General features: G+C 58.5%; 12 protein-coding genes and 1 pseudogene. 11 read left to right on the plus strand and 2 right to left on the minus strand.

Features of this window, described 5'->3' with window-relative positions:
- Positions 1 to 12: 12 nt before the first annotated feature.
- The 4 genes from M9Q49_RS07390 to M9Q49_RS07405 all read left to right on the plus strand — a co-directional run bounded on the left by M9Q49_RS07390 (position 13) and on the right by M9Q49_RS07405 (position 6198).
- Positions 13 to 504, plus strand: coding sequence for a 2,4'-dihydroxyacetophenone dioxygenase family protein (locus M9Q49_RS07390; RefSeq protein WP_254508075.1), 492 nt, complete (start codon positions 13 to 15; stop codon positions 502 to 504).
- On the plus strand, positions 504 to 3413 hold the full coding sequence (locus M9Q49_RS07395) for a DUF1553 domain-containing protein (RefSeq protein WP_254508076.1): 2910 nt from the start codon (positions 504 to 506) through the stop codon (positions 3411 to 3413). Before M9Q49_RS07390 ends, M9Q49_RS07395 begins: the two co-directional genes overlap by 1 nt.
- Before the next feature lie 90 nt (positions 3414 to 3503).
- Positions 3504 to 5180, plus strand: coding sequence for a sulfatase-like hydrolase/transferase (locus M9Q49_RS07400; protein WP_254508077.1), 1677 nt, complete (start codon positions 3504 to 3506; stop codon positions 5178 to 5180).
- A gap of 31 nt (positions 5181 to 5211) precedes the next feature.
- Complete coding sequence (locus M9Q49_RS07405; protein ID WP_254508078.1) at positions 5212 to 6198, plus strand: HAD family hydrolase; 987 nt, start codon at positions 5212 to 5214, stop codon at positions 6196 to 6198.
- Positions 6199 to 6211: 13 nt separating this feature from the next.
- Here the strand turns inward: M9Q49_RS07405 and M9Q49_RS07410 are convergent, their stop codons facing one another.
- On the minus strand, positions 6212 to 7306 hold the full coding sequence (locus M9Q49_RS07410; protein WP_254508079.1) for a DUF1573 domain-containing protein: 1095 nt from the start codon (positions 7304 to 7306) through the stop codon (positions 6212 to 6214).
- A gap of 445 nt (positions 7307 to 7751) precedes the next feature.
- Here M9Q49_RS07410 and M9Q49_RS07415 point away from each other — a divergent pair, with 445 nt between their 5' ends.
- The 7 genes and pseudogenes from M9Q49_RS07415 to M9Q49_RS07445 all read left to right on the plus strand — a co-directional run bounded on the left by M9Q49_RS07415 (position 7752) and on the right by M9Q49_RS07445 (position 18302).
- The gene (locus tag M9Q49_RS07415) at positions 7752 to 10016 is read left to right on the plus strand and encodes a thioredoxin-like domain-containing protein (protein ID WP_254508080.1); all 2265 of its coding nucleotides are present in this window, start codon (positions 7752 to 7754) and stop codon (positions 10014 to 10016) included.
- Between the two features lie 18 nt (positions 10017 to 10034).
- Positions 10035 to 11039, plus strand: a pseudogene (locus M9Q49_RS07420) (AAA family ATPase).
- A complete protein-coding gene (locus M9Q49_RS07425; RefSeq protein ID WP_254508081.1) occupies positions 11036 to 12343 on the plus strand; it encodes a DUF58 domain-containing protein in 1308 nt (435 codons plus the stop codon). The pseudogene M9Q49_RS07420 and the gene M9Q49_RS07425 overlap by 4 nt, the downstream one beginning before the upstream one ends.
- 57 nt (positions 12344 to 12400) lie before the next feature.
- Positions 12401 to 12889 (plus strand): hypothetical protein, encoded by a 489-nt coding sequence (locus tag M9Q49_RS07430; RefSeq protein WP_254508082.1) that lies wholly within the window; start codon positions 12401 to 12403, stop codon positions 12887 to 12889.
- Positions 12890 to 13091: 202 nt separating this feature from the next.
- Positions 13092 to 15122, plus strand: a complete 2031-nt coding sequence (locus M9Q49_RS07435) for a DUF4129 domain-containing protein (protein ID WP_254508083.1) — start codon at positions 13092 to 13094, stop codon at positions 15120 to 15122.
- An 87-nt stretch (positions 15123 to 15209) separates the two neighbouring features.
- Complete coding sequence (locus M9Q49_RS07440) at positions 15210 to 16358, plus strand: DegT/DnrJ/EryC1/StrS family aminotransferase (RefSeq protein ID WP_254508084.1); 1149 nt, start codon at positions 15210 to 15212, stop codon at positions 16356 to 16358.
- A gap of 12 nt (positions 16359 to 16370) precedes the next feature.
- A complete protein-coding gene (locus tag M9Q49_RS07445) occupies positions 16371 to 18302 on the plus strand; it encodes a DUF4332 domain-containing protein (protein WP_254508085.1) in 1932 nt (643 codons plus the stop codon).
- 9 nt (positions 18303 to 18311) lie between these two features.
- Here M9Q49_RS07445 and M9Q49_RS07450 read toward each other — a convergent pair whose 3' ends face one another.
- Positions 18312 to 19799, minus strand: a complete 1488-nt coding sequence (locus M9Q49_RS07450) for a sulfatase (protein ID WP_254508086.1) — start codon at positions 19797 to 19799, stop codon at positions 18312 to 18314.
- Positions 19800 to 19881 lie beyond the last annotated feature (82 nt).

A 19881-nucleotide genomic window follows, 5' to 3' on the forward strand; every position in this document is an offset into this window, starting at 1 on the left:
TACGGACCTGCTATGAACTCATCCGCCCATGCTGCCAGTCGCATGATCGCCGATCTGGTGATCCCAGCCATTCCCGACGACGAGCGCCTCTGGGTGCCGCAAGCGAAGGGCGTCTGGTTTCGACCGCTGTTCTTCAACACAGTTAGCGGCGAGTGGGTCAACCTCCTCCGCGTTCGCCGCAGCGGCGTGTTGAGTCGTCACCGCCATCCCGCGCCGGTGCACGGCTTTGTCCTCAAGGGCGAATGGCGCTATCTCGAGCACGACTGGGTGGCCCGCGAGGGAACCTATGTTTTCGAACCACCAGGCGAAGTTCACACGCTCGTCGTCGACGACGACTGCGCCGAAATGATCACGCTCTTCCACGTCTGCGGCGCCCTCATCTATTACACCGAGCAAGGCGAGCCGGCCGGACACGACGACGTTCACACCAAGCTCGACATGTGCCGCCGCCACTTCACTGCCACCGGCCTCGGCGAAGACTACGTCGACCAATTCGTGCGCTGATGCGTAGCAATCTCTCCTCTCTGTGTGCTCTGTGCATCTGTGGTGTTTTCGTTTTTGCAACGAGCGCCGAAGAGCCACATCCTCTGCTCGCCAAACACTGCGTCACCTGCCACAACCCCTCTGACCCCAAAGCAGGCCTCGACCTCACCAACTCCAAAACCGCCCTCGCCGGCGGCGACACCGGTCCGGTGATTCTGCCCGGCAAACCCGCCGAAAGCCTCCTTCTCGAACGCGTCACCGACGGCTCGATGCCCCCCGAGCACGACGGCCGCCGCCTCACGCCCGCCGAAGTTGCCAGTCTCAAAGACTGGATCGCCGCTGGCGCGAGGTGGCCCGTAGAAAAAGTTCTCAGTCAATTCGAATTCACCACCGAGCGCCGCGCGGGTTTTGATTGGTGGTCGCTGCAGCCGCTACGAACTCCGTCAGCTCAATCGATCGATGAGGTGCTCCTCGCGAAACTAAGCGAGAAGGATTTACGTTTTGCTCCTCCCGCAGATCGCATAACACTTCTCCGCCGCGCATACCTCGATCTAATCGGTCTCCCTCCCGAGCCCGTCGATGTCGCTGCCTTCGTCGCCGATCGCGCGCCCGATGCTTTTGAAAAAACGCTCGACCAATTACTTGCGTCGCCCCACTACGGCGAACGCTGGGGCCGCCATTGGCTCGATGTTGCGCGCTACGGCGAAAGCGATGGCTTTGAGCACGACAAGTACCGCGAGCACAGCTGGCCTTATCGCGACTACGTCATTCGTAGCCTGAACGCCGACAAACTGCTGTCCGATTTCATCATCGAGCAAATCGCCGGCGACGCGCTGCCGAATGCAACGAAGGAGCAGATCGCCGCGACCGGGTTTCTCGTTGCGGGCCCTTGGGATGAAATTCAAAACGTCGGCGCGAGCCCCACTGAAAAACGTCGCGCTCGTGAGGAACAGCAGGAAGAGCTGATCGCTGCCGTTTCGCAAAGTTTCCTCGGCCTGACGGTGAATTGCGCTCGCTGCCACGATCACAAGTTCGATCCAATCCCTCAGACCGATTACTACCGCCTGAAAGCCGCGCTCGATGGCGTCGATCATGGTTTGCGACCATGGCAATCAGCCGCTGAATCGCAAGCCTGGGAAGCCGAACAAAAGCCATTGCAGGAGGAACTCGCGCAGCTGAAGTCGCGCATCGCTGATGCCAGCAAGTCGCTCCCCGGCGATGCTCGCCTCGAAAGAGGAGCCGAGCAAAAGCTCGTCGCCGGCAAGTTCGGCCAGACCTTTTCACCGCAACACCACGCTGTCGCAGCGCCGCCGTCGGCTGCCTATGAACTACCGCCGTTGACCATCGAATGCTGGGCCAAACTCGACGGCAAGAAGAATTTCAACGTTCTGGTTGCCTGCAATCCGAAGTCGTCCAGCGAACATTGGGAGCTCTACACCTACGCCGGAAGCGGTGAACTCAGTTTGTATCTTCCCGGCTGCAAGCCCGCCGAAATCAAGTCGGGCGTGAACGTCGCCGACGGTGAGTGGCATTACCTTGCCGCGACGATGACAGAGAACGAAGTGCAACTCTTCGTCGACGGCAGGTCGGTTCGCACCACCGCTATCGAGCGACACAGCAAAGCGACTTCGGGCAAAAAACACACCGGCGGCCAGCTGCAGTTCGCCTCGCTCGTCGAAAAGTCGATCGGCTGCGAAGGGCTGATCGATGAAGTCCGCCTCAGCCGCGGCGTGCGCAAGATCGATGCTGTTCCCGCCGGTCCGTTTGCAGTCGACAACGAAACGGTCGCTCTTTGGCATTTCGACGAAGCCCCCGGCGATTTGTTCCGCGACTTCGTTCGCGCAGCGGAATCAGCCGATGCCGAAGCCACTCGCGCCGAACTCGATAAACTCACCGAATCGCAAAAACAGCTGGAATCTAAACTCAAATCCCAAACGCGGCCGCAGATTTACGCGGGTGTTCGCAAGCAACCCGAACCAACGCTGCTCCTCATTCGCGGCGATCTCACCAAACCTGGTCCAGCAACCGCGCCGGGAACATTAACCGCGCTGCGATCATTCGCTAGTACGGAGATGGTCGCCGATCTGCCCGAAGCTCAACGTCGTTTGACGCTCGCCAAATGGATTACTCATCACGACAATCCACTCCCCTGGCGAGTAATGGCCAATCGCCTCTGGCAGCACCATTTCGGCCGCGGCCTGGTGGATACGCCGAGCGATTTCGGATTCAGCGGCGGCCGACCATCGCATCCAGATTTGCTTGATCACCTGGCGCACGAGCTTCGCCATACTGGCAGCTTGAAAACGCTCCATCGCCGTATCATGACCTCGCTCGCCTATCAGCAATCGAGCGTCGTCCACAATGCGCAGGCTGCGGCTACGCTTGATGCCGACAATCGCCTGCTGTGGCGATATCCGGCCCGTCGCCTCGAAGCTGAAATCGTCCGCGATGCGATGCTCGCCGTGAGTGGACAACTCAATCGCCAGCAGGGAGGCCCCAGTTTCAAACCGTTCACCGTGACGGTGTTCAACACGCACTTCTACCATCTGCATGACCAGGACCGTGCGGAGTTGCAGCGGCGCACTGTCTATCGCGCCGCCGTCGTCACCGGCCGTAATCCACTCCTCACCGCGCTCGATTGTCCGGCCCCTTCACTCGCGGTGCCATTGCGGCAAGAAACGGTCACGCCGTTGCAAGCTCTCGGCCTGATGAACGATTCCTTCGTGCAACGACAAGCGGCGCGACTGGCCGAGCGCGTCTCTTCGCAAAAACAACTGCCAGAGCAAATTCGCGAACTCTACTCGCTGACTCTCAGTCGCGAACCTCTGGCCGAAGAAATCACCGACGGCCAAACGCTGATCGCCGCACACAGCCTGCGAGAGCTCGCCTGGGCGCTGCTGAATAGCAGCGAATTCCTCTACCAGCGTTAGAGAGCATTGCTGACGTTTTCTGTTCGCGGTACGGTTACAATCCTTACTCGCTGATAGCGGTTGAACGTTCTGAATCTGAATTGGTGCGCAATGAAACAGATGATCTTTGCTGGGTTGGCTTTCTTCGGGCTGTTCGTTGTGTCGAGCGCAGCCGAACCCAAGCCGAATGTCTTGCTGATCTGCGTCGACGATCTCAAGCCGGTGCTCGGTTGCTATGGTGACCAGCTGGCCAAGTCGCCGAACATCGACAAGCTCGCAGCCCGCGGCGTGCGCTTCGAAAACGCGTATTGCAATCAGGCTGTTTGTTCGCCATCGCGGAACGCGCTGCTCGTCGGCTTGCGATCGCAGACGCTGGGCATTTATGACCTGGCCACAAATTTTCGCAAGTCGCAGCCCAGCGCGATCACGTTGCCGCAGCACTTCAAGCAGAACGGCTACCGCACCGAAGCGCTGGGGAAGATCTTTCACGTCGGTCATGGCAACAACGAAGATGCTGCTTCCTGGAGTGTGCCGCATTTACAAGTGAAGAGCATCGGCTACGCGCTGAAGGAAAATAATTCGGAGCCAACGCGCGAAGGGGCGCTCTTTGAAAACAAAAATCCCGCCAACCTGCCGAAGGGTGCCGCCTATGAATCGGCCGATGTCGACGACTCGGCTTACGGCGATGGTAAGGTTGCCGAAGAAGCGATCAAGCGATTGCAAGCCGCAAAAGATCGGCCCGATCAGCCCTTCTTCATCGCCGTGGGTTTCGTCAAACCGCACCTGCCGTTCTGCGCACCGAAGAAGTATTGGGATCTGTACGACCCGAATCAATTCAAACTCGCCGAACAAAAAACTCCGCCGGTGAAAGCTCCTGAATACGCGCCGCAGTTTGGTGGCGAGCTTCGCAACTACAAAGACATTCCCGCCAAGGGCGAATTGCCCGCCGATCTGCAGCGGACACTCATTCACGGTTACTATGCCGCGATGAGTTACATGGATGCTCAACTCGGTCGCGTCCTCACCGCGCTCGAGGAAACTGGCCAGGCGAAGAACACGATGATCGTTTTCTGGGGCGACCACGGCTGGCACTTGGGCGATCACGGAATGTGGTGCAAACACACCAACTACGAACAGGCCGCCCACATTCCGCTGATCGTTTCTGCTCCGGGTAAGCTCGCGGGCCGCAGCACGAAGTCGCTGGCCGAGAGCGTCGATGTGTTTCCTACGCTCTGCGAACTGGCTGGCCTGCCTGCACCCAGCGGCGTTGACGGCCGGAGCTTCGCCAGCGTCATCGCCGATGAAAAGTCGCCGACCAAAGATGCGATCATTCACGTCTATCCCCGCGGTAACCGCCTCGGCCGTGCCGTGCGTACCGAGCGTTATCGTCTGGTGGAATGGAAGGTGATCGGCGCCGCGCCGGAAACGGCCGAACTTGAACTCTACGACTACGCGAAGGATCCGCTTGAGACGGAAAACATCGCCGCCGATCGTCCCGCTGTGATCGCCGAGTTGCGAAAAATTCTCGCAACCCAGCCCGAAGCGAAACCGCAGTACAAAGCCGCCGAAGAAGCAAAACAACCGGCCAAGGGCACGCCTCGCGCGGATCTTTTCGCGCGCAAAGACGCCGACAAGAATGGCAAACTGAGTCGCGAGGAATTCCTCGCCAATCAACCTGATCCTGATAAAGCACCTGCCCGTTTCACTCAGTTTGATACCGACAAGAACGGCGAACTGAGCAAAGAAGAGTTCATCACGCAGGGTGGCAAGAATCCGGATGCGAAGTAAGTCACGCATTTCAACTAGAGCTGGAGCAATCGTGTTCAAAATCCGGATCGCAACATTTTTTTGCCTGGTGCTAGTTTCTTGCGTCATCACTAGTGCGCAAGATAGCGACAAACCACTCCCTTCCTGGAAGGCCAGTCCCGCCCGGACGGCGATCCTCGATTTCGTCGCTTGCGCGATCAATCCTGACTGCGGTAGTTTCATTCCGCCAGCGGAACGGATTGCTGTGTTCGACAACGACGGTACGTTGTGGTGCGAGCAACCGATTTATATTCAGTTTGCTTTTGCCATCGATCGTGTGGTGGCTCTCGCGCCGCAGCACCCCGAGTGGAAGACCGAACAACCCTTTGCCGCCGCGTTGAACAAGGATCTGAAAGCCGTGGCCGCCAGTGGCGAGAAAGGTTTGCTGCAGTTGCTCGCTGCGACGCACGCGGGGATGACGACCGAGGAATTCGATCAAACGGTCAAGGAATGGTTCAAGACAGCGAAGCATCCGCTTTACAAACGGCCGTACACCGAGCTGGTTTATCTGCCGATGGTCGAATTGCTCGAGTACCTGCGCGACAACGGCTTTAAGACGTACATCGTTTCCGGCGGCGGCATCGAATTCATGCGGGCCGTTACTGAGGAGATCTACGGCATACCGCCGGAGCAAGTGATCGGCAGCAGCGGCAAGTTGAAGTACGAACTCAAAGACGATAAGCCGGTGTTGATGCGGCTCGCTGAAATTGATTTCAATGACGACAATGCGGGCAAGCCGGTTGCCATTCAGAAATTCATCGGTCGACGACCGGTCCTCGCCTTTGGCAACTCCGATGGCGACTACGAAATGCTCCGCTGGGTGACAGCGGGCAAAGGGCCGAGGCTCGGTCTGATCGTGCATCACACCGATGCGGTTCGCGAAGTAGCCTACGATCGCGATTCGCCCATCGGGCGGCTCGATCGGGCGCTGACGGAAGCTCCCGATCGAGGCTGGCAAGTCGTTGATATGAAGCGCGACTGGTCGGCAGTATTTAAATAGCCGTTTAAGTCACTTACCGCTGCAGGTCATCCACCCGCAGGGCATTCTGATTGCCCGCTGGTGCAGCGGGAGCACCCATCGCGCGGATCGTACCGCGGGCCAGGCACTTCGTAACACCGCCCGCGGGGAGATCGGTTTCGATCTCGATTACCTGTTGCACTTCACCGGTCATTTGACCAGCCGTGAAGGTCACGGGGACGAGATGCACGGTTTTGGCCTGGTCGTTGGTCTTGAATTGGAAGGCTTCGCCATCGCAACGGACGCCCGTGATCTTGAACGGCGTCTTGGCCCTCACGACGAGTTGCTTCGTCACGGTGCTGCCGGGCTCCAGCACACCGAGAAAGAGCGCACTCGGGCTGACCGTCAGCGGCGGCAACACTTTGCCTTCGACCGTGAGCGGCACGGTGGGAATGTTGCGATCGTCGGTGACCAACGTCAGCGTATCGTTGATAAAGCCGGCCGGCGCATCGGGCTTCACTTTGACGGTCATTTGATAAACCGTTTTGCCCGCAGTGCGATTGGCATTGCTCAATTCGACTTCGAGGTGTTCATTGGCGCTGCGAACATCGGTGATGTTCCAGTTCGAGCGGCCGTAAAACGTCACGGCCACTTGCTGCTGCACGGCGGTCCCTTGCACGACATCGCCGAAGACAACGGAGCCGGGCTGGAAGTCGACATCGTTATGAATGTATCCCGAAACGGTCAGCTGCACCTCGGCGCGGAAGGGGCGATCGATGACGACAGTAATCGTCGAGTTCCGCTGTCCTTGGAACGACTTGGTGTTGAACGTGGTGACGATCGAGCCCTTTTCCCAGGTCTTCAGCGTTTGCTTGGTAATGCTGGGCGTGGTGCAGCCGCAGCTGCTCCGGACCTCGGCAATGTGCACGTCTTCTTCGTACGTGTTTTGGATCTCGAAGGCGAATTCGGTTTTCGCACCGTGGGCGACATGCCCGAAGTTGTGCGAGGTCACGGTAAACATCTTCTGCGCCCAGTCTTTGGCTTCAACTGTACCGCAGAAACAGAATGCCAGCAGCGTGCAACCCGCCAGCAGGGCTCGTCGCCCGGCCCGCGTGTTGGCTTGCTGTGTGCCTGTCAGGTTGCGAATCATGTATCTCCTCCGCTGTTCGCCGCGCTCCATCCACGGATGAGGCGGGCAGCACAGTGGCCCTACCTTGGATTCTCTGTCTAGCTTATCGCCGATGCAATTACCGGTTGCCAGCATCGGCCTCAATCGGCGCCCCTACGGCGCGCATCGAGATGCCGCATGGATAAGTATTCGGCCAGTCGCCGAGCGGGCTGCAAGACTTTTTCACGGGCGGTATAAGTGAGATAGGACAGGTAAAGTTTGCGGGCAGATTGTTTGGAACTGGGCCTGCTGTCACGATTGCTATCGTGAGAACCATCTGTTTTAGTCGCCCGGCTCGTCGGACCGGCAGGAACCGTTTTCGCGGTACACTTCCGCCGATCCGTGGGGTACGATGTTAGCCGCCGTTGTCCCTGTCGCTATTCAAGCGCAGTCAGCGGCGGATGATCTGCAGGTTGAAGGAGTGGTTATGAGTTTGGCATTCGTTGGTCGCGGGTCTTTTCTAACGCTGGCCATGGTGATGATTGCTGCGGTAATCATTGGCGGATCTGGATGCATCAATGAGTCGACCCAGCCAAAGTTCAAGCCGGTCGCCGAGGTCAACAACACGGCTGCCGTCACCGAACCGGCCATGAGCGACAGCAACCCGGCGAACGAAGAGACTCCCGCCGCGACGGAAAAGCCCGGTGACAAAGAAGTCGCCGTGCAAGCACCAGCCGAAGCCGGTAAGGATCATCCCTTCCGCCGCAAGCTCGAAGCCCCCGATTTTCCCCGGGGGATGGAATGGATCAACACCCGTCCTCTCGCGAAGAAGGATCTCAAGGGGAAGTTCGTTCTCCTCGACTTCTGGACCTATTGCTGCATCAACTGCATGCACATTCTGCCGGAGCTGAAGAAGCTCGAAAAACAGTTCCCTAACGAACTGGTAGTCATCGGCGTACACTCGGCCAAGTTCGACACCGAGAAGGATAAGGACAACATTCTCGCTGCCGTACTCCGTTACGAAATTCAGCATCCCGTGGTGAATGATCACGAACACGCCATCTGGGATACCTTTGGCATCAACAGCTGGCCGACCGCGCTCCTCATCGATCCCGAGGGGAATGCCGTGTGGGGCCGCAGTGGCGAGTTCAAAGTCGACGACGTTGCCGAAGTGCTGAAGATGGCCATTCCTTACTATAAGGAACACAAGCTGCTCGACGACGCCAAGCCCTTCCCGCTCGATCTGGAAGCTGGCAAGCAAGCCGAAACGCCGCTGCGTTTCCCAGGTAAGATCCTCGCCGATGAAAAGAACGGTCGGCTCTTCATTTCCGACAGCAACCACAATCGGATCGTGATCACCGATCTCGATGGCAAGCTGCTCGACGTCATCGGCAGCGGTGCGATTGGCGCTAAGGATGGTTCGTTCGCCCAGGCCCAGTTCGATCATCCACAAGGTTGCGCGCTGCAGGGGAACACGCTTTACATCGCGGACACCGAGAACCACACGCTTCGCAAAGCCGATCTGCAAGAGAAGACTGTGGTCACGATCGCTGGCATTGGTCAACAAGCGAAGCACGCCTGGCCCGGCTTGGAAGAGTTCCGCCTGACCGGCGCTCTGCCGGAACGGTGGGCTGGCCCGACGAAGACCACTGCGCTCAACAGCCCGTGGGATTTGTGGATTCATGACAAAAAGTTGTTCATCGCCATGGCCGGGCCCCATCAGATTTGGGTCATGCCGCTTGATGAATCCGAGATCGGTCCCTATGCCGGGAACGGCCGTGAGGACATCGTCGATGGCAAACTTATTCCGCCCACTCCTTACGAAGGTGGCTTCAGCTCGTTTGCCCAGCCCAGCGGTCTGACGAGTGATGGCAAGTGGCTGTACGTCGCCGATAGCGAAGGGAGCTCGATTCGCGCGGTGCCGTTTGATCGCAAGCAGGAAGTTCGCACCGTCGTTGGTTCTGAAAACCTTCCGGGCGGCCGCTTGTTCGCCTTCGGCGATATCGATGGACCCAAAGAGACTGCCAAGCTACAGCACGCCCTCGGCGTGACGTATCTCGACGGCAAGATTTATGTCACCGACACCTATAACAACAAGGTGAAGGTGGTCGATGCCAAAACGGGCGAAACCACCACGCTCGCTGGCACCGGCAAGCCTGGGAAAACCGACGAGCCGGCGATGTTCGACGAACCGGCCGGCATCGCGAGCGTCAAAGGCAAACTCTACATCGCCGATACCAACAATCACCTGATCCGTACGATCGACCTGGATTCGAAGAAAGTCGGCACACTCACGATCAGTGGGCTCACGCCGCCCGGTGCGACGAAGGTGACGGTCGACAAGAAGCCCTCGTTCAAAGGTGCTCTGGCCGAAGCGGCCCCAGCCGCCACGCTGAAGGCCGACAACGGTGAGATCAAGGTAAAGGTTGACTTGAAATACCCAGTCGGTTGGAAGATCAACAAGCTGGCCCCGATGTCTTACTGGGTCGATTCCGCCAAACCGGCCGGCCCTGTGAATCGCGCCGCCTTCGGCAAAAAGAAGCTGGCCGATCCTGTCGCCACTTTCGATGTCATTCTGCCGGTGGCTGGCGCGGGCGAGGATGAAATCAGCGTCTCGCTGAATTACTATTATTGTCAGGACGCGGACGAAGGAGTCTGCAAGATCGGCTCGGTGGTTTTCACCCTGCCGCTCAAGATCGCCGACGATGCGAAGGAAAGCACGGTCACGATTTCGCACGCGATTCCTGAATAATGCTTTTCAAACTGCAATCTGCCATCTGAGATCTGCAATCCAGTGATCGACGTCAACGGCGCTGCCAAAAAGATCATCGCCAACGTCGAACAGGCGATCGTTGGCAAACGCCAGCAACTAGTGCTCGCTCTGTGCGCTTGGCTCTGCGAAGGACATATCCTCCTCGAGGATGTGCCCGGCGTTGCCAAAACGATGCTGGCCCGCGCATTGGCCCGCAGCGTCGGCTGTTCCTTCAAACGGATTCAATGCACGCCCGATTTGTTGCCTGGTGACGTGACTGGCGCATCGATTTTCAATCCGAAGACGACGGATTTTGAATTCCGCGCTGGTCCGCTCTTTGCCCAGGTTGTGCTCGCCGACGAAATTAACCGCACCACGCCGTGAACGCAGGCAGCTCTCCTCGAAGCGATGGCCGAGAGTCGTGTGACGGTTGATGGTGTGACTCATAAACTCGGGCCGCCATTTCTGGTCATCGCCACGCAGAACCCCGTCGATCATGAAGGGACCTTCCCGTTGCCGGAGGCGCAGCTCGACCGCTTCCTGATGAAGTTCAGTCTCGGTTATCCCGCGCTCGAAGAAGAACTGAAGATGCTTGAGATGCTGCAGCACAAGCATCCCATCGATGCGCTGCAGCCAGCCGTCTCGGCAGAGGAAATCGTCGCTTGTCAGCAAGCAGTGCGCAACATTTACGTCGATGACAAGGTCCGCCGTTACCTGATGCAGATCGTGCATGACACGCGCACTCACGAAGATGTGGCCCTTGGCGGCAGTCCGCGGGCTTCGATCGCGCTCTTTCGTTGCTCGCAGGCTATGGCTGCACTGCGCGGACGAAACTACGTGCTGCCTGATGATGTGAAACGCGTCGCGGCCGCGGTTCTGACGCATCGCGTGATTGTGAAACCGGAGAGTCGGCTCCGCAAAGTGACTGCGGCCAAACTGGTCGAAGAGATCGTGGCCGAGATCGCTGTTCCAGTGCTGGAAGATCCGAAGACGACGGACAAGCTGGCCGAGAAAATCACATGATCTGGCCAGCCGCGATCGTGCTGATTCTGATCATCGCGCTGATCTTTCGGCTCGGGCTGTTGATGTATGCGATGTACACGTTGCTCGGTGTGCTGCTGCTGAGTCGCTATCTCACGCATCGTTGGGCAGCATCGTTGCAGGCCACGCGCGAGTGCAACCGCTTGGCCGCCGAAGAGGGTGACGAAATCGCGGTCATTATCACCATCGAAAACACCGGCAACCTGCCTATTCCCTGGGTGATGGTCGAAGACCTGATTCCGCGTGAAGCACTCGTGTATTTGCCGCCGCGACTTGGCGTAACCGGCCCGCGGATGAAGCTCACGCATCTTTGGCCGCGGAGCAAACGGGCGATCCGCTATCAGCTGAAGTGCAACCGTCGCGGCTACTATCAGCTCGGGCCGCTCGTTCTGGAGACTGGCGACCTGTTCGGCCTGCATCGGCAGTTTCGCGTTCTCACCGAACCACAGTTCCTACTCGTCATGCCCGAGGTCATACCGCTGACCGGCTACGCCATCTCTTCGAAGCGGCCCATTGGCGAAGTCCGCATGACCTATCGCCTGTATGAGGACCCGACGAGGATCAGTGGCGTGCGGGCTTATCAGGAAGGGGACTCGCTGAATCGCATTCATTGGCGAGCAACCGCGCGGACCGGCGTGCTGCACAGCAAGATTTATGAACCATCAACCGTTGCCGGCACGACGATCTTGCTCGACTTTCACAAGGACTCGCATGAGCAGCGTCACGAACCTCGGCGCAGCGAACTCGCCATCACTGCCGCTGCCTCGATCGCGAATGCCGTGACGCTGATGGGACAGCAAGTCGGCATGATTACCAACGGTCGCGATGCTGCCGATCGCATCCGCACTGAAGGCTGGGCCAGCGACTGGCGAACGCGCGAATCGGCCCAAGTCGCTGCCGGCGTCCGCGAAACCAGCGATCGCCTGCGGCCCATCGTCATCGGCACTCGGCGCGGTGGTGATCAACTGACACAGATTCTGGAAATGCTCGCCCGCCTCGAACTTACCGACGGCTTGTCGCTGACGCAAACGATCCTGGAAACCTCCTCGCGCATGCCCCGCGACGCGACGGTCATCGCTATACTCGCGCAGGTCACTTCCGAGATTGCCATCGCACTCGGCATGCTCCGGCGTCGCGGTTTGGTCGTCGTGGCGATTCTCAACATCTTCGACATCACGGGATTTGCCGACGCCGCCGGACCGCTCATTGCCGAAGGGATTGAAACGCGACAGTTGGAGAGCGAGGAATCGGTGGCGGAGATTTGTGCAGCTTATTGGCTGCGGTGATTATTTCATTATTCTCATGAAATTCGAGTAGAATGATGAAATCGAAATCGGTGCAGAATGAATATTGACCATGTTTTGCAGACTTTTAACGACTGTGGCGTACGGTACATGCTGATCGGAGGGATGAATTTCGCGCTCCGTCATCAACCTTATACGACGTACGATATTGATCTCTGGATAGAGGATTCGGATGAAAACGTCGTTGCATGCGATACGGCATTGGCAAAGTGGGGCCGTACCGATTCCGAATGGGATTTAACACGAAACCTACCGCCGAATTGGCTGCGTACGCAGGGCGTCTTCTCGCTACATTCACCTCACGGTGCCATTGACATATTTCGAGCTGTAAAGGGGCTCGGTGAATGGGAGGACAGCTTCGGTCGCTCCATCCAGGAGAAAACAAATAGCGGAAGTGTTTATCAAGGGCTCGGTGACGACGATATGATTCGTTGCCAACTGGCACTTGATGCTTCTCATCGAAAGGTGGATCGGGTCAGAGTCATACAGGCGAAGTTGCAAAATAAGGGTAATGAAAATGACGCCTGACCAGGCAACCGATCTCGTTCAGCATGAAGCGGAGAAACGAAATCGCCACGTCAGCCCAGAAATGCGTTGGCAACAGTTTCAAGCACTCTGCGCCTGGCTTGATTCGCAACAGCCAGTGCCACGTAACAGTCGCGCAGGTTGTTTGGCGGCTGCGGCGAGACGCGAAAAGGCAGATCAGAAGTCGACGGAGTAGACCAGCATCATGTCTCGTCGCGCCCCCGAAACTCTCGTCGATTGGCTAGTCGTTGGGATCGCGCCGTTCTTGATCATGTTGCTGGTTGGCAGCCTGGTGTTCTATCTCGTCGAGGTTTTCTATCTCGGCGAATACCAAGCGCGCGTGCTGTTCGTTCTCGGCATGTTTGTGATGGCCACGGTTTGCATCGCGCGAATTTCGATGGAGGAAGGCGCTGCCTATGCAGCCATGTATGCCGCGCCGCTGGCGATTGCTGTGGGTCTGGCGCTCGCCGCGTTCGTGCAAGTCAGCGGACCGCTGGCCGCGCTCGGGCCGATGCTCAACTGGGGGCTGATGATTCTCATCTGGTGGTCGGCGAATAAGCTAACCTGGGATTGCACGCTGATCGAAGGAAGCCGCGACTTTACCGGTCAAGGTTTGATGCAAACCACCGGACTCGATCGGTATTTTCGCGTGCAGAGGCCGCAAACCGCACCGGCGACAGAGCCTCCATCGCCGCCGCCCGATCTTTCCGGAACCAGCACTACCGAGCGTCCCGCTTCGCTCCCTGTTTGGAAATGGTGGAATTGGACGCGGGGTGAGGAACGGCCACATGCGCCGGGCGTGTGGGTCGTTTATTTTTCGATCGCCGCACTGCCCCTGTTTGGCTTGGGGCAGTGGTTCATGCCGGCGAACGCGCTCGACCTGCGCCGGCGGGCATTCTGGCTGCTCGTGGTCTATGTCGCGGCCGGTTTGTCGCTGTTGATGGCGACCAGTTTCCTCAGCCTCCGTCGTTATCTGCGCCAACGCAATCAAGAGATGCCTGGTGAGATGGCCGCCGTTTGGCTCGGTACGGGCGGAGCGATTATCGCCATCTTGCTGGTACTCGCGTCGCTCCTGCCGCGCCCTATTCCGGAATATTCGATCACTCACCTCGCGCCACAAATTCAATCGCCGCAGCAAACCGCCTCGCGTTGGGGTTGGGGCAGCGAAGGAGCGAAAAAGAAAAACGTCAACTCGCCGCAAACGGCCACGAAGGGCGAGGTTGATCCCGCCACGAAGCAAGGTAGCTCACAAGGAAAGCCGACGCCAAACGCACAAGGCGCGCCTGCCAAGAACGCATCAGGTTCATCAGGTACCGACGGCAAGAACTCCGGCGGCCAAAGTCAGAGCAACAGCCAGACTAAATCCGGCAGCCAGCAAAACGATTCGAAGCAATCATCTGGCAATCAGTCGAGCAATTCAAAGCAGCCAGCAAACTCTTCCGGCGAGCAGAAGCCGCAACCTCAGCAGAACAATCAGCCATCGAACGAAGCGAATAACCAAACGCGAAGTAATCCGCAGCAACAGCCAAACAATAGCGATAAAAAATCGTCCAGCAATCCATCTACCGCCAATCCACCGCAGCAAACTCCGACCAGCAATCCGCCGCCACGCAGCACTCCTCCTGATTCACAAGCCACACCGCCGCTGCCGAATGAGGTCCAAGTTCCGCAGAAGAATTATCTGCAGCAGGCCTGGAACATGGTCTTTACCTATCTCACGTACGTGCTGAAATGGGTGTTCTATCTGCTGGTGATCGGCGTCGTCGCTTACTACGCCTGGCAACATCGCGAATGGCTGCTGGCCGCGTGGCAGCAACTCCTCAAGGAACTGCGCGAGTTGTGGGCGAAGTGGTTTGGACAAAAACCAACCACGACATCGGCGGTTGCAACGGCTCTGCCTCCGCCGCCCAAGCGTTTCGCGGAGTATGCCGATCCGTTTTCTTCGGGACTCGCCGCTCGCTGGACGCTAGCAGAACTCGTTCGCTATACCTTCGAAGCACTCGAAGCCCGTGGTCGCGAGCAGAATTGTCCCCGCGGCAATGATCAAACCCCGCTCGAGTATGCAGCAGCCGTCGGTCAGGTCGAGCCGGGCTTTGCCGGCGAAGTTCATTCGCTAGCAGATCTGTACGGACAGTTGGCTTTTGCCGGGGGCAATTCTTCGCCGCAGTCAACATTACTTTTACAGCAGTTATGGCTGCATTGGCGGCAATTTCCTGCAGCGAGCTCGCAGACCTAGAATCTTGACGTTGACCGCTTTTCGACCTCTTCCTAAGCTCACCACTGCCTGCCGTTTCGAATCAACGCTTGTGCAAGGATGCACCGCATGAACTCGCCGTTCGTTAAGAATATTCCCCTGCTCGACGTCAACCGTGGTAATGCCCCGCTGCGGGAAGAATTCATCGAAGCCCTGACCCGCGTGGTCGATTCCGGGCGTTTCCTCTTCGGCCCCGATGTGCAACAGCTTGAGCGTTCGGTCGCTGAACGTTGCGGCGTCGAACATGCGATCGCTTGTGCTTCGGGCAGCGATGCGTTGCTCCTCGCTCTGCTCGCACTCGACATCGGCGATTACGACGAAGTGATCGTGCCGAGCTTCACGTTCTTCGCCACGGCATCGGCGGTGACTCGCGTCGGCGCCACGCCGGTGTTCGTCGATATCGAGCCCGCCACCTTCAATCTCGATCCCGCCTGCGTGAAGGCCGCCATCACGCCGCGGACGAAGGCGATCATCCCCGTTCATCTCTTCGGCCAATGTGCCGATATGTCGTCGATCATGTCGCTCGGCCTTGAGCACAACATTCCCGTCATCGAAGACGCTGCTCAAGCGATCGACGCCAAGCACGGCGGTGCAGCCGCAGGCTCGATGGGCGCGATCGGTTGCTTCAGCTTCTATCCGACAAAGAATCTAGGCGGCATGGGCGATGGCGGCCTGCTGACAACCAACGATCCCAAGCTGGCCGAACGTCTGCGGTTGTTCGCTGCTCACGGCATGAATCCGCGTTATCACCACAAGGTGATCGGCATCAACAGCCGGCTCGATACCCTGCAAGCCGCCGTGCTCAATGTGAAGCTTAAGCATCTGCAGGAATGGTCTGCTGCTCGCACGACGAACGCGCTCCGTTATCACGAAGGTCTGGCCGCGAATCACGATCTCGGTTTGCCGATCGCGTTGCAGGGAAACGAGCACGTGTGGAATCAATACACGGTTCGCGTGCCGAATGGCCAGCGAAATGCGGTGAAGCAACGCCTCACCGAAGCCGGTGTCGGCTGCGAGATTTATTATCCGATTCCGCTCCATCAGCAGGAATGCTACCGCTCGCTTGGTTATCGCACTGGCAGCTTGCCGGAAACCGAACGGGCCGCAGCCGAAGTTCTCAGCCTGCCGATCTTCCCCGAACTGACCGCCGAAGAGCAGTACGTCGTGATCGAACGGCTCGAAGAAGCACTAGCGCCGCGCCGCGCTGCCGCTGCTTAAGAGGAGGAACTCTTGTCGCTCCTCTTCACCGTCGTCTTTGCCTCCGGTGCCCGCAGCACGCATCACAAATTGGCTCTCGATGCGCTGCGGCATTTGCGGATGGCCGATGCGCAGTCGTGGATGGACGTGTTCCTCCGCTACAACGCGTCGTATCTCGACGGTGCGAAGGCTCCCGATACGCAGTTCAAGGATTTCAAGAATCATGTTCTGCACGTGCGCGAGAACTACTGGGGCGGCGCAGTTGCTGCCGCTGAAAAGTGGTACGCCAAATCGCTGCAGGCCCTGAAGACACACGACTGGGAAGACGCTGTCTATTCGATTGGCGTGATGAGCCATTATTTTTCTGACCCGCTGATGCCGCTGCACACGGGGCAATCAGAGGACGAAGGACCAATCCATCGCGCGGTCGAATGGTCTGTCTGCAAGTCGTACGGCGAACTGCAGCATATTCTCGACGAAGATCAGGGCGGTTATCCCCGCTGGGAATGCCCTACTGGCAGCGATTGGCTCGCACAGATGGTTCGCCGCGCCGCCGATCTTTCGAATCCGCATTACGAAACGATCATTGATCACTACGATCTCGCCGCCGGCACACGCGATCCGCTCCTCGGTCTCGACCAAACGCTCAAAGACGTTTTTGCCAAGTGCCTCGGCTATGCCGTAATCGGCCTGGCGCGGATCATCGAGAAGCTTATCGAAGAAGCCAACGTCGATCCGCCGTGGGTCGATGTCACGCTGCAGGGGGTGATGGCGGCGGCCAAGATGCCGTTCCGGGCGATTGCAAAAAACATCGAGGATGTGCACGAGCGCGAAAAGCTCCGGCAGATCTTCGACGAGTTTGAGCGGACCGGCAAAGTCATCGAAACTTTGTCGCCCGACGATGCAGAGGTCCGAAAGGCCCACGCCGCCGAAGTGCTCCACACGCCGCTGAGCGTGCTCGATTCGCAGCCGATCCGTAAACCGGGCGAACGCCATGGCCAGGGTGTTGCTGTGCGCGAACGCAGTGCGCGTAGCGTCACGGTCCCCGTGATCGACAATCGCAAGCGCTCGACCAACGTGCCGCAGCCAGAACCGGCTCCGGCCGAGCCGAAGTTCGCGTCGGCAACGAAACTCCCTTTCACTCCAGCTGCGAAAACGCCTCCTAAAGAATCCGTCAAAGAGCCGGTCAAGGAAGTTGCGAAGCAAGTCGTCAAGGAATCACCCAAAGAGAAGTTACTGCGCTACGACGCACCGACGGAAATCGAAGAGCCGATAAAAGCAGTCGCGCCGCCGCCCCCGGCTACGCCGAAAAAGCCAGAACCCGTTGCCGTGGTGAAAGAGCCAGTAAAAGAGCCGGCGAAAGAACCCGTGAAGGAGAAGCACGCAGCTCCCAAGGCTATCGAGAAACCAGCGGAAAAGCCGCCCGAAAAACCACCGGCCAAGGCCGCTGAAAAACTTCGCGTCGATCCACCCGCCGAAGAAAAACCGGCGCCCAAGAAGACTGAAAAGAAGCCTGCCGAGACCAAACTCAAGTTCTACCTCGATCGCAGCAAGCCGATTCAAGACGCTCCTTCGATCGGCAGCAAAACAGCCGATCGCATGCGTGCTGCCGGTGTGAACACCGTCGGCGAACTCCTGTCGTCGCATCCCGAAAAGCTTGCCGCCAAACTCGATGTCGCGCACATCGTGGCCGACGTCATCCGCCAATGGCAGGCCGAGGCGACGCTTGTCTGCCGCGTGCCGGGGCTGCGCGGTCACGATGCACAGATTCTCGTGGCCTGCGGCATCGATCAGCCCGCCGAACTCGCCGAAAGCGAAGTCGAGGACTTGTTGGAATTGATCACGCCCTTTGTCGAGAGCAGCGACGGCCAACGTGTCCTCCGCGGCAGCGAACCGCCTGATGAAGAGGAAGTTTCCGAGTGGATCGCCGCAGCCGGCCAGGCTCGCTCGTTGAAGGCTGCGTGATTCTTCGGCCTATTCGGGGATCGGATCGTCGCGACGGACCTTCTTTCCTTCCCACACCGCTTCGTCGGTCGCCTTGTCGTACGTCAGCACGCGCTGCGCACTGTTCGGCGCCGGTGGCCGGTCGATTTTCGGCAGCCAGCGACGATGCTCTTCAACGACCGTGGCGAGTTCTTTCTTGCTCGCTAAGTTCGTCCATTCGTGCGGATCGCTCTCGTGGTCGTACAATTCCTCGCTGCCATCGGCGTAACGAATGTATCGCCAGCGTTCACTGCGAACGCCATGATTTCCCTGGTTATGGCTCGTAACAGCAGGCCGTTCACGCTTCGCTTTCGCATCTCTCAATTGCGGAATGAGGCTGATTCCTTCTAAATCAGTCCTCGCCGACAAACCGCACAAATCGCTAAGCGTCGGATAGATATCAAGCAACTCGGCTGGCGAAGCAACGCGGCCGCCGGCGGTCACGCCCGGCCCGGCAAAGATCAGCGGAACGCGCGTGCCATCGTCCCAGAGCGTGTTCTTGCCGGTGATTCCCTTCGATCCCAGGTGCCAGCCGTGATCGCCCCACACCACGACGATCGTGTTTTCAGCAAAGCCGTTCTCCGCCAGCGCTTCCAGAATCCGCCCAATCTGCGCATCGACAAAACTGGTGCATGCGAGATAGCTGCGGCACAGGTTCTTCCATTGATCGTTCTCTTGCACCCACTTCAACCGCGGCTCGGGCAAGTTCCAATGGAGATACCAAGAGAAACGCGGCGTGTCGTCGCGATCGTCGGCTTTAATGATCGGCAGCAGGCGATCGTCGTTGGGAAACAAGTCGAACCACCGCTGAGTTGCATAGCAGGGAACGTGCGGCAGGAAGAATCCCGCTGCGAGAAAGAACGGCTGATCGCGCGGCGCGGTTTTGATCTGCTCGATCGCCCAACTGGCCACTTGATAGTCGCCTTTGTCTTCATCGCGATGCGGAAAGACTCCCCAGTCCATAAGCGGATGGTCTCCCATCGGCGTAGGCGGAATCAGTTTCCTTTCTGGCTTCGCCCCAATTCCACCAGCAGGCCCCCACACATCGAACTCCTGCTTGCGCTGCTGCGGACCGCCCGCGCCGCCGTGATAAATCTTCCCCGCAGACAACGTGCGATATCCGTGGGAGTGGAAGTGCTGCGGCAGGGCGACACGATCCTTCCAATCGTCAAGCGTGCGAAACCAAGGAGCCAAGCCATACACGCCGGTCGTCGTGGGCCGCAGGCTGAGCATCAAACTGGTACGCGATGGATTGCAGAGTGGCGCCTGACAGTGAGCATTCAGAAACGTCGTGCCCCGTTCAGCCAGCTTATCGAGATTCGGTGTCTTCGCGAGCGGATGACCGCCCAAGTGCCCGATCCAATCATTCTGATCGTCGATCGCAATAAAGATGACATTGGGTTTGGCGTACGCTGTCGGGTGAGCGGCTTGCACGCAGATTGCCATCACAGCGAGCCAAACATAGCGCAATCTAACCACTGCCATCTCCTTCTTCCGAATCGACCGGCCTGAATTCGCAGGGTATTCTAATGCCCGACACCTCAGAAATCTTGGGAGGCGA

Origin of the sequence: Anatilimnocola floriformis (assembly GCF_024256385.1) — a bacterium.
Classification (GTDB): domain Bacteria; phylum Planctomycetota; class Planctomycetia; order Pirellulales; family Pirellulaceae; genus Anatilimnocola; species Anatilimnocola floriformis.

Bases quoted from the DNA above. Each gene is read 5' to 3' on its own strand.
- M9Q49_RS07430 (WP_254508082.1), top strand. From the start codon at position 12,401: ATGAATATTGACCATGTTTTGCAGACTTTTAACGACTGTGGCGTACGG.
- M9Q49_RS07425 (WP_254508081.1), top strand. From the start codon at position 11,036: ATGATCTGGCCAGCCGCGATCGTGCTGATTCTGATCATCGCGCTGATC.
- M9Q49_RS07395 (WP_254508076.1), top strand. From the start codon at position 504: ATGCGTAGCAATCTCTCCTCTCTGTGTGCTCTGTGCATCTGTGGTGTT.
- M9Q49_RS07440 (WP_254508084.1), top strand. From the start codon at position 15,210: ATGAACTCGCCGTTCGTTAAGAATATTCCCCTGCTCGACGTCAACCGT.
- M9Q49_RS07390 (WP_254508075.1), top strand. From the start codon at position 13: ATGAACTCATCCGCCCATGCTGCCAGTCGCATGATCGCCGATCTGGTG.
- M9Q49_RS07400 (WP_254508077.1), top strand. From the start codon at position 3,504: ATGAAACAGATGATCTTTGCTGGGTTGGCTTTCTTCGGGCTGTTCGTT.
- M9Q49_RS07435 (WP_254508083.1), top strand. From the start codon at position 13,092: ATGTCTCGTCGCGCCCCCGAAACTCTCGTCGATTGGCTAGTCGTTGGG.
- M9Q49_RS07410 (WP_254508079.1), bottom strand. From the start codon at position 7,306: ATGATTCGCAACCTGACAGGCACACAGCAAGCCAACACGCGGGCCGGG.
- M9Q49_RS07415 (WP_254508080.1), top strand. From the start codon at position 7,752: ATGAGTTTGGCATTCGTTGGTCGCGGGTCTTTTCTAACGCTGGCCATG.